The organism is Candidatus Zixiibacteriota bacterium (assembly GCA_035380245.1).
Classification (GTDB): Bacteria; Zixibacteria; MSB-5A5; order GN15; family FEB-12; genus DAOSXA01.
Genome location: DAOSXA010000001.1, coordinates 1,071,127 through 1,088,120 on the forward strand (window position 1 = coordinate 1,071,127; position 16,994 = coordinate 1,088,120).

Below are 16,994 nucleotides of genomic sequence, written 5' to 3' on the forward strand. Positions count from 1 at the left end.
GACAGATACGAGTTTCAGGACGGCGCAAGGGAAAGCCCTAACCTCGTATAGCAGGCAGGCTTATGTCGTTCGTGTTACCGTTGCGTTTTCTCTAACGGCGGTGAGTAGCATAAAAAAGGGCGAAGCCTTTCAGACTTCGCCCTTCATGTCTTCAACAGTTCTGAGGTTATTTAACTTCGGTGTTGAACAACATTTGAACCAGTTTGATCAGGTCGGTAATATCGACTTGATTGTTATGGTCAAGGTCGGCCGATTCAAGGAAACGAGGCGGTTCACCCTGCTGGAAGAAATACTCCACCATCAGAACCAGGTCGGAGATGTCAACCGAGTTGTCGAGATTGAGATCGCCCACCAACAAACCCCGGAGCTTTACCGTTCCGGTCTCATTGATCGGGGAGCCGTCATTGAACGCACCGGTGACGACATAGTCATAAGAGGCCAGGTTGAACAACGGCATATAATTTTCAATGAAGTTGTATATCGGCATGGTGATTTCCACTACCGATCCAACATAGTTATGATGGCTTGGAATAACGGATGCCGTACCGGAAACGCCGTTCACAGTCAGTGTGGATAGGTTAACATCCTCGACAGTGTTCTCACCAACAAGGTTGCCCAGGTAGACATGCACGAAACGGTCTACTACCGTAAAAGCCCAATAAACCGGGATGGAATCCGGTTCGACGGTTGTAGTCTGCTCCGGGCATTCCTGTATGGCCGTTACGACGAACTGGCAGTTGACCGAACCACATGTATTAGTAGCCGTCAACTCGATCGGATAATCTCCCTCGGCAGCAACATTGAAACAGATCTGACCGTAGATATAGGTTCCGACGTTGGTAACTATCTCATCAGCATTCAGGATCGGTACACCGAGACAAACCGTTCCCGGCTCACAGAAGGTTATGATCTGGTCGTCGGGGCAGTAAATTTCCGGAGGATCAATAATATCGATCGTCGCGACAAAAGAACATTCCTCGATACCGCATTCGGCCTCGGCGGTGATATTGAAGGTTACCACCTCGGGAGAGGTAAAAGGATAACTGAGGATTCCCGTAAGGGGATCGTAAGTACCATGGTTGACAGTAACGATAGCATCCGCCGGGTTGATTGGAACGGAGATCTCCAGGGTACCCGCCTCACAAGCGGTGTACTCGAGATTATCGGGACAGGTTATTTCCGCTACAGGATTTAAGTTTATAGTCACTTGCGTTGTGGCTGTTGTCCGATTGCCGCAGGCATCGGTCGCGGTAATATAAAAATCGTACACACCACCCGTACCGAAACTAAATGTCAGAACATAATAAGAACCTTCTTCGGTTATCGTTCCGAATGAGGAACTTAAATTGTTCAGCAATCCCTCGGGATCATTAGCGGTGAAAGTGAAAGAGAGCGTATCGCCGGGGCATGCGTTGAACTCGAAAGCCGGGTCAACGGTTACTGTTGGAGGTTCATCGAATGTGGTTATCACATTGAACGAACACTCCGCCGTCGTGGGTGGTGTTCCGGCTGTCAATGTAATCGTTTGAGTACCCGGTTCCTCTATCGGGACATAGACGTAGTTCCCTTCGATATAAGCCGGCTCGCTGGCGGAAACCTGGTCGGTGTTGGAGTACGAGAACTCATAGACCATAGTGAATGGACCACACAATCTGATTTCGTCATCTCCCGGACAGGTAATCATCGGGACCGTCTCTCCGACAGACCAGCAATAGGGACCGCCCCATTCCGGGAGGACATCCCCAACCGATGAGACCCATTTGAAGAGACCACTCGGGGGATAATAAGCGGAGTCAAGGCAGATCGTCGTCCCGTTGTAGGCGGCATCGATTGGCCCCATATCGATCCGGAAAGCTATGCCTTCGAATCCACCGGGAATACCGTTGGTGAACATGCGGAAACCGGAGAAACCGATAGTATCCGCTCCCGATCCCGTAATAGATAAATTCTGAACGAACATCTGCTCGAATACCGAGCTGGTTACGTCAACCCAGGCGCCGGAGGTCGTGTTCCATTGAGCGCCGTTGTCGGAGTAGACACGGAATCCGCTGGTCATACCCCAGATGTTGTCCGGGCCGGCGGTCATACCGATGTAGATCGATATTGGCACATCGGTGTCAAGTGCGCCGCTGCCGTTTAGTCCGTCAACATGGTCGATTGTCAGCGACTGACCGAAAACACCGGCAGTCCCCAACAGCAGTACCGCTGCTGCGGCGAGAATCGAGATTGCTTTCATTTGTAAAGCTCCCTTGCGAAAAGCTCCGATAGTGATAGTACCCGCCCCACACAGGGCAGAAGTAACGGGTCGGCCATCCCAAGCCGTTTGTATCTTCAATATAGCCCCGAGTTATATCCTGTCAAGAATTGGATGCCGGGGATTAGCTCGTCATCGCACCCGGAGTCCCGGTGGTTCGAGTCGTTCCGAGAACAACCGTTCCACGAGCGCCAGGAGGTCGGTGATATCGAGGCGGCCGTCGTGATTCATATCGACCGCAGTCATATCGGCAGGTGGTTCTCCGCCCGAGAAATAGTAAGTGACCATGGCGATCACATCGCTGATGTCCACCGAGCCGTCGAGATTGAAATCCCCGGTTGCTCGACCGAGAATCGGCACCAGGGCAACCAGATCGAGATCGGCCTTGTCGTTGAATAGTCCCGTCACTCGGTACTCTGCCAGGGTTGTATCCCAGACGATCGGATACGAAGCCAACAGCGATTTCATCGTTTCCCGCAACACCAGCACCTCACCGATGAAATACTCATATGCCGGCAGGGAATAGATCGAGTCCGGAACCAGCGAGTCGTTGATGCGGATCGAACTGAGATCGAGGTTAAGCAGAGAATATCCGGCCGTGAAATTGCCGATTACGATCGTGGCCATCATCGTGTCGACGGCATTGGCGTAAACTACACTGAACGGAAAAGGAGTTATCTGCATTTTCAAGGCGCCCTCACAACCGGCCCCATAAGCACCTATCCGTTGCATGCAGTCATTGTTGTCCGGCAGGCAGGACGACATCGCATCCAGGGTGAAATCTTCATTTACGGCATCGCAAAAGAGCGGATCGGTCCATTGATTGCCGTTCAAATCCGCCTGAACCGCAATCGAGCCAACCCAGTCGCCGTCGATGTTGCCGTACAGGTCACAACAGTTGAGTTCCGAGTTGCTGACATATTCGGCCAGACCGACGCCGTTCTCGCTGTAGGCAATGATGCTGTTATTAAGTATCAGATGACACCCTTCAATGTAAACACCACCCCCGGTTTGATCGCCCCTGTTGCCGAAAAACGTGCATTGGGTTACGACAGGATCCAGGCCGTAAGCATAAAGGCCGCCTCCGAACCAGGCTTCGTTGTTCAGGAGAAGAGAGTTACTCATCTGCATATTACCGGCGTAGCAGGATACTCCGCCTCCGGCATAAGCTATATTTTCGATGAACCAACAGCCGATAATGGTCGGGTCGCCCTGCCAGATATCGAGGCCGCCTCCGATACCGAGCGATTTGCCGGCGGAGTTGTCTCTGAACTCGCAGTCGACAATCATCGGCGAGCAAAGATCAATCTCAATCCCACCCCCGAAAAACGCGGTCAAATTCTCTATGAACCGGCAGTTCGAAAACAGCGGGATCGGGTCACCGCTGCAATAGGCTCCGCCGCCGGAAGTTGAGGCATAGTTATTGCGGATCAGGCAATGCTCTATCCGGGGAGCGGCATCCCGGATATATATCCCGCCTCCTTTACGTCCGAAGCTGTAGACGTCCTCATTGCCCAGCCCCCCGCGTACGGTGAGACCGATCAGCCGTGCCCCGGGGCCTTCGCCGTTGCTGAAATTTACCGTAGCTCCTTGCGAGGCCGGTTCGACCGCGCCGGAGTCGGCGTCGATTACGGTCCATTCGATATGGGTCGGATTGCTGTCTATTATATAATGAGAGCCAACGACCACGTTTTTCCCGGCAAAGTCTATCTTCTGCAAATAGATACCATCGGAAATCAGCACCGTGTCGCCGTCCGAGGCGGTTTCAATTGCCGCCTGGATGGAGGTAAACTGTGAAGGTACCAGACGTGTTGTCCCCCAGCCGGAGGAAGCCATAAACATACATATTATTGCTATGAATAAGCAAGACAACAGCTTGCGAGAGCACACCAGGATTGTCAAAATCGATATCCCGTCAGTAAAGGAAGTTGATAGGTAATGGTAATTTACAAGGCGTGATCAATTTTGGCTTATTCTCAAAATGCCTGATTTTCCGATTTTGTCAACATGTTCTTGGGGAAGGCGGCTATGTAATTTTAGATGCTGATCTGATTTTCCTGCCCGAAAAATGGGAGAGACCTGCCCTGCACTTGCCACCATGAACGACATCGGTCGCTGCCTTTCCTCTTATTAATATGACAATTGTCTTACTTTTCCACGATAGTGAAGTCAATTATTCCTGCAGCTTGATTTCGCTCCTGCCTTATCGTTTGTCCCGGCCTGCCGCGTAGTTATATTCAAAATGTGAACACCTGTATCTAAAGATGGTATGGGATTTAGCCGATAACCCTGATGTATGGACCAAGATTTTCTCATTGAGGAATTTACCAAGGCTGAAGCCAATCGCGAAGCCCGCAAGGTGCGTCAGCATCGCGAGCGCAAGCCGCTCTGGCGTGAATATCTGGAGACGGCTCTGGTGGCTCTGGTGGCGGCAATTCTGTTGCGCGTGTTCGTTGTCAGTGCTTACCGCGTGACCTCATCCTCAATGGAAAACAGCCTGTATGAAGGCGACTATATTTTCGTCAACAAACTTGCCTACGAGTACGGCGGTACGCCGCAGGCCGGGGACATTATCGTGTTCAAGTACCCGAATAACCCGACCAAGGACTACATCAAACGGATCATCGCCCTTCCGGGGCAGGTGGTCGAAGTAGCCGACAAGGTGGTTTACGTTGACGATCAAGTCGCTGAGATTCCAGCCAGCATGAAAAATATCGACCAGAAAATTATCCCGGGCTCCCTTTCGTTCCGGGACAATTTCGGACCGTACGAGGTCCCTCCGGATCAGTATTTCGTGATGGGGGACAATCGCGATGACTCCAAGGACTCTCGTTTCTGGGGTGGCGTACCGTACGAAAATATCCGAGGCAAGGCGATTTTCGTTTACTGGTCATGGCAGCCGGATAAGGATGCACCGGGCTGGGGCTTTCCATACGTGATCGATGCGATCCAATGGATCGGCTGGGGAATTGTCAATTTCCCGAGCCACACCCGTTGGGATCGTCTCGGTCTTCCGCTATAAGTCATGTCGTTCGGACTCTATCTCCATTATCCCTTTTGCGCCAATCATTGCTCCTATTGTGATTTTTACAAAGAGCATTTAGATAACGATATTGAACATCGCTTCTGGTCGGCGCTGGCCGCGGAGACCGATCTGACGGCACGCAAATACGGTTCGGCCCTCGGCTCCATCAGCACCATCTATGTCGGCGGCGGGACGCCCTCGCTGATGAATCTCGACTCGTTTCGTCTCTGGCTCCGGCAGGTCGAATGTTCGTTCCCGATGGTTTACGAGGTGGAGTTCAGTTTCGAGTGCAATCCCGAATCGGTTTCGCTTGAATTGCTGGACACTCTCAAAACTTTTGGCGTCAACCGGCCGCTGTTCGGGGTGCAGTCGTTTTATCCCGCTCTGCTGCGTTTGCTCGGTCGGCGGCACGATCTCAACGACACCCACCGGGCGATTTACCATGCCAACGCCCTCGAATTCAAGAATTACGGAATAGATCTGATCTTCGGTCTGCCGGGCCAGAAGGCCAACCAGCACAGCGCCGATCTGGATGAGGCGCTCAAGCTCGCACCGCCGCATATTTCTTATTACCAGCTCACCGTCGAATCAGGGACACCACTCGAAAAGATGCTCAACGAGGGCCGCCTGCGCCAGGCCGATCCGGAACTGGTGGCTGCCATGTACCGCGAGGGATGCGATCGCCTGACCGAGGCGGGCTATCATCATTACGAGGTTTCTTCGTTCGCCAGGCCCGGCTATGAATGTCGCCACAACCAGGGGTATTGGGACGGCTCCGCCTATCTCGGCCTGGGGCCTTCGGCGCACTCGTTCATCGGCAACCGTCGTTTCTTCAATCCATCCGACTTGAAGCGATATGTCGAACTGCTAAAACAGGGAAGACTCCCGGCCGAGCCGGATCCGTCCTCGCATGAGGAGCGGATAGTCGAGGCGATCATGCTCGGGCTGCGGACTTCGCGTGGCGTGCGCAAGAAGGAGTTCGTTGACCGCTTCGGAGTATCGCTCGCGACCCGTTTGTCGCGCAAGACGGTGGCGGTGCTGATCGAATCGGGGCATCTGATCGAGGACGACGAGGCTGTGCGCCTGACCGAGGTGGGCATCTGCCTCGCCGACGAGATTACCCGACAGTTGTTGGGGTAAGTGAGTGAGATCGCCTACCAAATCCTGCGCGTCACACTGTTTCAACTAATCCCACTCCGCAGGCACCCACGCTACCAACGTTATATGTAATAGGGGATTACTAAAAGATATGTTATTCTTGCGGGCTTTCATTTGCGGTGTCCATAATGGGCAAGGTGAAAGCGCAGTAATCTCGCCACAGCCATTTGAAATAACTTAATCTTCTTCGCCGAGAAGATAGAGTACTGTAAAGTTTCCGAGGTTATGAACGCAGACGTCAGGCAATAGGATAACATGGTGTTCGCTAAACCTCCATCTGGTCGTTAGCAGGCGTGGATCAGATGCCCATGTCAGATCACTTTATACATTTTGGGATTGCCGACATGGACAGAAGTACCTATATTACAACTATTACAACGTGTGCTCAGGAAATAACCAACCAAGCTAGAGCAGATACCTATAATGCGGTTCGTTGCCGAGATCAGTCGATGTGCTGGGTTATGAACCTGTTTGAGTACTTAATGACCGATGTCGGTGCATTCGCATTTGGGTCAGACGGTCAACGGAGTGGCTTGTTACCTGCAGAAGGTGTACGAGTAACTTTGTGCTGCATCATCGGTATTGTTATTGTGCAGCTTGCATATATAATCTGTTTCATTTATGTGAAATAGCATTGGAGGAATCGACGATGGTGTTATCGCTAAAGATCAGAATCGCAATACTCATCCTGGTGTTTGCACTCTGTGACTCCGCTAGGTCTCAAACCAATGAATACCGAGTTATTCTAGAATCGGTCCAAGGTGAGACGCTGCCGGGAACTGTAAATCCTGATCTCGTCAGGTTTGTACTGAAATACCAGACGCCATCAAGCGGCGCGATTGTTACAAATTGCTCTAACTCATTCAAGATCTACTCGCCAGACGGGGTGATTTGGAGTCCAGTACGTTACGATACAACCAACATCAACTGGGCATCGATGTTTCAGATGATCTCTGTCTATGACCATTCGCTTGATGGCGCAGGCTCCGACACGATCGCGTTGGTGGGCCTTAATCTGTGGCCCGGTATGGGGCTCCCTACGGGATTTGACCAACTGGTTTTCTTCGCTGAGGTGGAGATCAGTGATTCATACGTGGGTCAGACGATCTGCATAGATTCATGTACCTGGAATGGTTCTGATGATGGTTGGATGTGGGAGTTGGAGAGCGGAGGCAGCATTGAACCGGATTGGCAAGGGCCTTACTGCTTCACAATTGGTGAGTGCCTGTCTGCTGATGATGCGGACGGTGATGGCTTCGTCGATGACTGCGATTACTGTCCGGGTGACCCGAATAACGACTACGATGCCGATCTGGTTTGTGCGGATGTCGATAACTGCCCGAACCAGTTCAATCCCGACCAAAACGACTCGGATAGCGATGGAATTGGTGACGCCTGTGAGGCGCTCACCGACACAGACAGCGATGGGATTCCCGACAATGTAGACAACTGTCCCGGTGTAGCTAATCCTGACCAATCAAACAACGACACGGATGAGTTTGGTGACGCATGTGACAACTGTCCACTACTTACTAATCCCGATCAGTCTGACAGTGATAGTGACGGCTATGGCGATGCCTGTGACAATTGCGTTTTGATCGAGAATCCCGGACAAGAAGACACTGACAGCGATCTGCATGGCGACGCCTGCGATAATTGCCAAAGTGTGTGGAATCCGGATCAGGCTGATTGGAATACCGACGGGATCGGGGATGCCTGCGATCCAGACGGCGATGGTGTTCTATCCGATGGGGACGCCAGCGGGGACCCGTACGATAACCCGTGCACCGGAGGGAGTACAACCAACTGCGATGACAATTGTTCGGACGTTGCAAACCCGGATCAAGCTGATGCGAACTCCAACGGAGTAGGCGATGAGTGTGATCCGTGCGAGGGTCTCTACCACGACAACGACAGTGATGGCCTCTGCAGTGATGTAGACAACTGCCCGGAAGCATACAACCCTTACCAAGAGGATGAAGATTCTGATGGGGTCGGTGATGCCTGTGACAATTGTCCGTATGCCTTCAACCCAGATCAGGCTGACCAAGATAGTGACCAAGTGGGTGACGAATGTGACAATTGTTCATATGACTTCAATCCTGATCAGATAGACAGTGATGGTGACAATATTGGAGATGCATGCGATCCAGGAAATGTTCTTTTCGAATCAATCCCACACTCAGGACTAGCACCCCTGACTATACTGTTCGTGAACTACTCTCAACCAGCTGATCCGAATTGGACATTGACGTTCGATTGGGATTTCGGAGACGGTGAATCGAGTCATGAGGTGAACCCAGTTCACACCTATCAGTCAGCGGGTCATTATGACATTACCCTGACTGCGTCATATGACCAACACTCACAATCCAATTCGTATTCTCTGCCCGTTATGAGTGGCGTGAATGATTTTGTCTTTGGTGGAAGCTATCAGGCCATGGAGTTTCAAAGCCTCGTTGAGGCTCAATCAGGATGGTCCGTTGAGTATTACTGGGACTTTGGAGACGGTACACCGATACAGTGGAGCGCGACTTCGTTGGTATCACACTGTTATGCTAATCCGGGTTTCTATGTAGTTTGTGCAACTACGTCCATAGAATATTCGGGCTCCTTTCCAGGTTGGTCATCAGTATGCAAGGGTGTGTATGCCCAGAGCGGCGGAAGCGGTACGTTACTGAAATGTGATTTCTCGGCTAATCCGACCGCCGGTCCGGTAGAAACCACAGTTCAATTCACGGATGAGAGCGAAGGTTCACCCGATTCCTGGGATTGGGACTTCGGAGACGGCGGTTCCAGCAGCGATCAAGCTCCGCAGCATTTGTACAGCGCACCCGGCCGATATGACGTTACTCTAACGATTCACAGCGGAACTGCCACCGACCAAATGTCGAAACCATCATACATATATATCGATGAACCGTTAGCAGATCTTGAGGTGGCTGGGTTCAATACGACTGCCAGACGCGGATTCAACTTCGAATACGTTCTTGAATTAACAAATATAGGAACAATGTCAGCGGAAAACTGCGTGCTTTCGTTTACACCTCCGAACGTCTTGGGAGTCAATGTCATAGACGCACACTTGGTTTACCAGGCCACAGGTATGGAGTATACCGGATACACCTTGTCGGGTAACGATTTGCTATTTGTGTTAGGTCCGGTTGAGCCAACTCCATTCGCAGGGATTATCTTCGTTGTAGAGTGCTCAATCGACGGCAGCGTGGCCTTGGGTACTGAGCTGCGCGCCACTCTATCGGTGGTATCATCCACTGAAGAGACTGACTTAGAAAACAACCAGGTAACAATCATCGACACAGTCGTTGGTTCTATGGACCCGAACGACAAGACAGCGTCGCCGCACGGCGATGGGCCGCTGTGTGAAATAGAAGGTGACCAGCAATTGCACTATCTCATTCAGTTTGAGAACAAGGTGGAAGCAACCGCTGAAGCAATCTACGTGCTGATTCTGGACACACTCGACAGCGATCTTGACTGGAGCACATTGGCCTTTGGACCCACGAGCCATTCGGATGTTTGCACTTACGATTTCGATCCATACAGTGGCGTGATTACTTGGTTTTTTGACAGTATATGGTTAGCGCCCAATGTGACGCCGCCTGAAGGAGAGGGATACGTCTCTTACTCGATAAAACCAAGAAATGGTCTGGAAGCAGGAACTCAGATAACAAACTCTGCGTGGATTCGCTTCGACTTCAACGAGTGGTTGCATGCACCAGAGAATGGAGAACCGTTGCTCCGGACGATCAGTTATCCAACATGCTGTAAACTACGTGGTGATATCAATAACGATGGTACTGGTCCTGACATAACGGACTTAGTCTATCTCGTGGCCTATATGTTCCAAAGTGGACCGGAGCCGCCATGTCTACCGGCAGCCAACGTAGACGGTAGCAGCAGTAGCGATGTCCCTGATATAGCAGACTTGGTCTATCTGGTTGCATACATGTTCCAGGGTGGACCAATACCGGTTGCATGCCAGTAGCCATGCTGCGGTAGCATACACAACGAGACTGATGATTCTGTGGTTCAGGAGCCGCTATCGCTCGCGACCCGTTTGTCGCGTAAGACGATGGCGGCGCTGATCGAGTCGGGGCATCTGATCGAGGACGACGAGGCTGTGCGCCTGACCGAGGTGGGCATCTGCCTCGCCGACGAGATTACCCGACAGTTGTTGGGGTAAGTGAGTGAGATCGCCTACCAAATCCTGCGCGTCACACTATTCCGTCCGGTGGCCCGCCCGTCCACGGGTGGGATATATCTGAAAGCTTCGGACAAAGGTGCCCCACCCCTCGGGGATTGTTGACAAACCTCAATCGCGGCGGAGACAAGCCCCGCCGCTACGCGTTAAAGAGCCCTAACCTCGCGTAGCGGGCGGCCTTGTGTCGCCCGCATTACAGATGTGTTTTTTACTGAATATCCGAGTGTATGACTTTTCAACATACCCCAATAGATGGGACACCTTAGCAGACCGACGGAACGAGATCGCCCGCCGCTCACCTGAATCACGTCACCAGGAACAGGCTGGTTCGGGGCCGCTCTGGAACATGTAGGTTACGAGGTACACCAAATCGGCAATGTCCGGACCGGCGCCGGAGCCGTCAATATCGGCCGTAACCAACGCCGGCGGCTCGGGACCGGCCTGAAACATGTAAGTCACCAGATAGACGAGATCGGCAATGTCCGGGCCGGCGCCGCTCAAATTGATGTCCCCGCAGATGTATCCGTAGTCCACGGTGTAGGCATACACGGCTGTATTAGGCGCAGACGGCGGGTCGCTTTCGACTGCTGCTGACTTGGTTTCGACTTGAATATAGTAAGAGACCTCAGTGCCGCCGCTGAATGGCGGAAGCGCAACGGCGAAAATTGAATCTTCTGCCGCCCCGTCGTCGTGCAGGCCGTCATCGAACATCGTTTCGGATATGAACCCGCTACCCGCATCGTAAATTACTTCCACCGACGCTATGTCGTCGTCGGACCAGACCCTGGATGAAATCACCACTGAATCATTGTATTGGGGAATCTCCGGGTTGTGTGATGTCTCCGCGATAGTTGCCAGATAGCCTTCAATAGGCGCTTTGGGGGTAAGGTCATGACCGACCAATCCCGGATAGTCGGGGGCATATCGATGACAGCGAAACACATCGAGACCGTTTCCGGCCGGATCTCCCTGATCGAGAATGCCGTAAATTGATATGGGATTTTGATACTGCCAGACGATCGTGCCGTCGCTCGTGACCTCAAAGAACCAACCCGGTCGCCCGCAGCAGACCAGGGTGTTGCCGTTCGGCAGCCGTTGACATCCGGAGATGGTCGGCGAGTAGAAATCAGTCGGCGTGTCGGCGGCGAATATCAGGATCGAGCTGTCCGGCTCATACTCAGCGCCGGGGCTCGGTTGAGGATAGGCGCCGTCAATTCCGACAGGGGTGATAATCTCCTCGATCGAAGAATACTGCGACGAAGGTCGTTCCCAACCATTGTTAAAAAGCAGGATGTGTCCCTCGCCCTCCAGACCCGATGCGATCCAATGGACGTTGTGCGGGCCGAATAGCTTACGGTCGTCAATTGTACCCGCGCCGTAACAAAGGGGATTGCCCCAGCGATAGATAATATCGCCGCCCATGTTGGAGTTGCCTCCGCTATGTCCGGCCGCCTCCGCCGTTGTCGTGGAGTGGTCGACGACCCAGAACTCACTGAAATGACGCGAGCTTATCACTACCTGATCCAGCGCTTCATTGTAGGCAACGGCATTGGTGTGAAGCCAATCGGCCGTGGTGTTGGGAGCATAATTGATGTCCAGCAATTCGGGATGGTCGGCAACCACGCCAAAATTGTCCCCGGAGGCATCATGATCCTGTATGAGGTGATCCCAGGAATGCCACTCCCAGACAATCTCGCCGCTCTCCGGACCGGTGGGATGTATCTCTACCACATAGTCGGCCCTGATTATGTCGCGCGACATCAATAACGTGTCGCGTCCTGCCTGAATTGCCTCCGCCTTGGTAAACAGCTCGTTGGCCAGGAGGAGGACATTGCCGTTCGGCATTGGTTCAATATCGTGATGCTGTAGATAAGCGGACGTGTAGTAGACAAACGACCAGACAACTGTGCCGTCCCAGTCGATCTCCTGAATAGTACGACCGACTGTGCCAAAGTTGCTGACCGTCTTTGCCCCGCGCAACAGATGTCCGTTGGGGAGGAGGTAGACTTCTGAGGAAGGACTGACATTCATGTCCCAGGAATGAACGACACGGCCGTAGTTATCGATCAGGTATATATCCGGTGTCTGTAAAGGCGCCAGCAATGTGTAGCCCGTGAAGGAGGCTTTTTCATCATACTGCAAGAGCCCCACCGTTTGCTCACGGGCCAGTCCGGTCTGCTGGAAGACCATCGAAATAAACACAACAAGAATGAAAACTCGAACCGGATGTCTCAGTGAGCATGGCATAAATACAATCCTCTCATTTGATTTAAACGCACAGGTGCCATGCCGTTTGGTGTTGTTCAGGATGTACCGAGAAATCGGTGAGAGCAGTATACCTGAAAACTCTAACGGAGACTCATCGGATAGGAACTTCAAAAAACAGCATCTGTACCTCTCTACATATCTATTGTACGCAATTTCCGTCGAATTGTCAATGTAACGGTGCGACTGGTAACGGTTCGCAGGTCAGATCGCTTGTATGCAACCTGACCTGTTCAAGATGTATTTGCTATTATTCCGGAGCGGACAAGTCTATGAGTCGTCGGGACCACGACGGTGAAAGGGTTCTGATAAAGTAAGAGACTGAAATCACAGAGATTCTCGCCTGCAGGTTCTATCAGAACGCTACCGCGATGCCGATATGCAAACGCAACATGTCAGTCCTGGACTTGATCAGGTCATAGGTGACCGTACCGTTTTCACGGGCAATGGAACCTTTTTTCAGGTATTCCGCCTCGCCGCCAAGGACATATCGCAAACCGGCATCGAGCATAATCGTAATCGGTTTGCCTTCATCGGCGGATCTATTGAAGATCGGCACCATGACGCCACCGCCAAAACCGTAAGCGAACACGGCGTCGTCCTGATTGGTCGTGGAGGCAATATCCTCCGAGGGCTCATCGGCGTCTTTGATCGAGGTCTCAGTGAAGAGATAGTTGAGACCGATCAACGCGTCACCGTAGGGACGAATCGGTCCATTGGGAATGCGGCCTCGGAAAATCAGGAAGCCCTGCACGAGATTGTTGGAAGTTTCGACCTCCACGGTGACATCGGGGATAGTGGTCGAGAAGGGCTCACGTCGGGATTCGTTGCCGTAATTCATCCAGCCGACTTCCAGTCCGATTCCGAACGGTGAATGATCCGGGGCGAAAAAAATCTGCCCGCCGAGACCGTAAGCGTTGCGGTCGATCTGATCGTCGAAATCTCCCTGTGGGAAGCCGGCGTTGAAATGTACGCCGCCAAGGAAGTTCTGAGTTGCACCGGCTGAGCCGGTGATCATAGCTGTCACAAACAGGGCAAAGACAGCCGACTTTATCAAAGATGTTGGACGCATGTATTCTCTCTCTCCGGTAAGACGGTTAGTCATGGACAAAACGCGACAGAAATAGAAAAGTTTCGTTTTTTTTGCTGCCGCAACTAAAACTATATACAACCGGGGCTGTGACATTTCGTTTGATAACTATCTGCCTCTGAGGATGTATTGAAATGGCTTTTCACAGTGTATGGAAATCCTTCTGCTGTTGTCATGGGGGAACTTCTTTTTCAACGGTTCTCAGCAAGGCGGATGCCTGGCAACGGATCAATGCGCCACGCAGTTATATGAATGCCGTTGTTGATAAAAAGGGACTTGCAATTGAGTATTATTGATCATAGAATGATTGAAAAACTCCGAGTCATATAGCTAGAGAGACCGATTTACATCACAAAATACAGGGGCACGGTTCCCCTCCCCCTGTGCCCCTAAGGGCCCTCCGGTTAGAGCAAGCCGGAGGGCTCGCCTGTCCTGTTACCTATAAATATATTGGGGAAAAAGGAAATCCGGCAATGTGAGCACAAACATCGCCGGGTTCGTAAAAAATAGGTCGTGGGAAGGGTCCCCTTCCGGGGCCCCTCCCGGAACCCCTATCCCACGAACCAAGCCTAGGATTTTGAAGCGACACCCCTTTCGGCGCCCGGTGACACTTCCCTGGCTCGTCGGAATCGAACAGAAGCAGACAGAGCCCCCCGTGTCGTCAGACTCTCAGCACTACTTCTGAGCAATTGGCTATGCTTTCAACGGCGGTTCGCATGGTGAGTTGCCGGCAGAGTTCCCCTCCTGACCCGGACGATGCGACGCCAGAACTTGCACAGCTAGTTCGTCCCAGACAAGTGTATTGCAAGCGATGTGCCCAAATCCGACTATTGAGGCAACATTGCATGAGTCGCTGCATGCTGTTGGGAGTCAATCAACTAATATGTCGGGAAAGACAACGATGAAACGGCCGTTACGAAAAAAAGCGTCCAGCAGCAAGACGGTGCGTCTAAGATCTGGACGGTCTCCGAAGTGTGATCGGGCAAGTTGTCAGTTACGATTGCGGAAGTTATCCGGTGAAAGCCCGAACGCTTTCATTTTGTTGTACAGAGTTTGTTTTCCACCGAAACCGAGGATTTTAGTCGCTCTTTCTACATTGCCCTTTGTCATGCGAAGAACCCGGGTGATCTCTTCCTTCTCGATTTGTTTGGTAGTGCGAAAGCGGTCGGTATCGGTTGCGAATGCTGCGGTTTCGTTAATGACTTCCTCCGGTAAATCCCAATAGAAGGCCACTTTCTTACCGAGATTGTTCCATCGCTGGACCATTCTTCGTACTTCCCGCACATTGCCGGGCCAGGAATAACGATAAAGAAGACGCATCGCGCCGCGTGAAACAGCCACCAGGGAGCCTTCGTAAAGGTCGATGAAATAATTGAAGAGAAGCGGGAGCTCCTGAAGGCGATCGCGGAGGGGGGGGATGTTCTCGATACTGGTGAAGCGCATTAGCAAGTCGTTCCGGAAACGCCCTTCTGCCACGGCCTTTTTCAGATCGACATTGGTTGCGGCCAGAACGCGAGTGTCGATTTTGATAGCCTTCTCGCTCCCTATGGGCTGTATTTGTTTTTCCTCAACCGCTCTGCGGAGTTTCGCTTGTACATTAATGCTGGTATCACCGATTTCATCAAGAAAGAGCGTGCCGCCATTGGCGATTTCGAATGCCCCTCGGCGATCCTGGTCGGCCGAGGTAAAAGATCCTTTTTCCCAGCCAAAGAGAAGTCCATCGACATGCTGTTGCTCGACCCCGGAAAGTTCCACCGGATACCAGGGACCCATGGCTCGACTGGATTTAAGATGCAACCGCTCAGCGAGGACTTCCTTGCCTGTGCCGGTTTCTCCAAGGAAAAGAACCGAAGTATCGCTTTTGGCAATTCTGTCCAGATTCGCCAGGAGTTTCCTCATATTATGGTTACACGTAACTACCTTGCCGGGCCATTTGATATGCCCGCTGACTGTTTCGGAGGTGTTGCGTTGCGGAGGCGTGCTCATTACCGGCAGATTTTTATCTTCGATCCAGTCGCGGATATGATCGAGCAGGATGGTCGAAGACTCAGCGAATGCCTCGCGATTCCGGGAGTGCAAATAAAGAACGCCGGTGGTATTGGATTGATCCGTTACGGGGCAGCAGAGGGCGGAACCGTGGGGAACTGTACGAAGGATAGAGTGGCCTTCCTTCAGAGCGACCTGAACGCATTCCTGCGAAACCGGATAGCGAACATTGTCGTTGCGGTTGAAGCCATGGGCGGCCAAAGGCACCAATACTCCCTCATCGTGAAGAACGGCAACGAAACCACAATCAGCTTTCATGGAGCTTACCAGCAACATTACCAGCTCGGATACGATTGCGCCGGAATTGCCCAGGTGCTTCAAACGGGTGAGGATGTCGTTGAGCATAATCCAATCCTGATCGGGCAGCTCAATGCCGTCATGGGTTTGGTCCTCGCGCATGACGGTACTGGTTCCGGTAATGCCGGGTACGGCAGACATATCCTCATCGACTAAAACCAGCAAGGGGAGACCGGTATCGGTTCGTTCGGTTTCGTCGTATATCAGCCGGAAATCACCAATCTGAACGACATCGGAGTTATTAAGTCGTTTGCGGTAGATCATCTCTCCGTTGACCTGAGTGCCGTTGGAAGAAAACAGATCGACTACCCAGTATCGTCCATCCGCATCATGCACGAAAGCGGCATGGTAGCGCGATACCCGGCGGTGGGTGTCCAGCAATTCAAGGTCAGGCGGGTCATCGGTCGAGCCACCGCGTCCGATGGTGGTGATGTCCTGGTTCAAGGGAAAACGATCAATTTGAACTTTTCCGCGTTTGATAATCAACTGTGGCACTTAGTGTGGTTCCCTCTTACTACGAGCGGCCGCTGGGTCAGAGCAAACAGCAATTGGCAGCTTTAGTTAATACGGAAGGTATCTACAAACGGCTGCTATCGCAATCTAAATCCTTCTCCATTGTTTAGAACTAGAAGTACCT

At 52.1% G+C, this 16,994-nt stretch carries 8 protein-coding genes; 3 read left to right on the forward strand and 5 right to left on the reverse strand.

Annotated features, from left to right (window positions below; all coding sequences use genetic code 11):
• Positions 1 to 166 precede the first annotated feature (166 nt).
• Both PLF13_04140 and PLF13_04145 read right to left on the reverse strand, forming a co-directional pair.
• Positions 167 to 2,236 carry a dockerin type I repeat-containing protein gene (locus PLF13_04140; protein ID HOP06463.1) on the reverse strand — a complete coding sequence of 690 codons (2,070 nt, stop codon included), beginning with the start codon at positions 2,234 to 2,236 and terminating at the stop codon, positions 167 to 169.
• A gap of 150 nt (positions 2,237 to 2,386) precedes the next feature.
• Entirely contained in the window at positions 2,387 to 4,096 is a 1,710-nt protein-coding gene (locus PLF13_04145) for a dockerin type I domain-containing protein (GenBank protein HOP06464.1), read from the reverse strand.
• Positions 4,097 to 4,550: 454 nt separating this feature from the next.
• On the opposite strand from PLF13_04145, the gene lepB reads away from it, so the two are divergent.
• The 3 genes from lepB (at position 4,551) to PLF13_04160 (ending at position 10,443) form a co-directional block, all read left to right on the forward strand.
• A complete protein-coding gene (gene lepB / locus PLF13_04150; GenBank protein HOP06465.1) occupies positions 4,551 to 5,276 on the forward strand; it encodes a signal peptidase I in 726 nt (241 codons plus the stop codon).
• A gap of 3 nt (positions 5,277 to 5,279) precedes the next feature.
• Positions 5,280 to 6,419, forward strand: coding sequence for a radical SAM family heme chaperone HemW (gene hemW, locus PLF13_04155; GenBank protein ID HOP06466.1), 1,140 nt, complete (start codon positions 5,280 to 5,282; stop codon positions 6,417 to 6,419).
• A gap of 667 nt (positions 6,420 to 7,086) precedes the next feature.
• Entirely contained in the window at positions 7,087 to 10,443 is a 3,357-nt protein-coding gene (locus tag PLF13_04160; GenBank protein ID HOP06467.1) for a PKD domain-containing protein, read from the forward strand.
• Between the two features lie 525 nt (positions 10,444 to 10,968).
• Here PLF13_04160 and PLF13_04165 read toward each other — a convergent pair.
• The 3 genes from PLF13_04165 to PLF13_04175 all read right to left on the reverse strand — a co-directional run bounded on the left by PLF13_04165 (position 10,969) and on the right by PLF13_04175 (position 16,852).
• A complete protein-coding gene (locus PLF13_04165; GenBank protein HOP06468.1) occupies positions 10,969 to 12,906 on the reverse strand; it encodes an aryl-sulfate sulfotransferase in 1,938 nt (645 codons plus the stop codon).
• A 373-nt stretch (positions 12,907 to 13,279) separates the two neighbouring features.
• The gene (locus PLF13_04170) at positions 13,280 to 13,996 is read right to left on the reverse strand and encodes a hypothetical protein (protein HOP06469.1); all 717 of its coding nucleotides are present in this window, start codon (positions 13,994 to 13,996) and stop codon (positions 13,280 to 13,282) included.
• Positions 13,997 to 15,004: 1,008 nt separating this feature from the next.
• Positions 15,005 to 16,852, reverse strand: coding sequence for a sigma 54-interacting transcriptional regulator (locus tag PLF13_04175; protein HOP06470.1), 1,848 nt, complete (start codon positions 16,850 to 16,852; stop codon positions 15,005 to 15,007).
• Positions 16,853 to 16,994 lie beyond the last annotated feature (142 nt).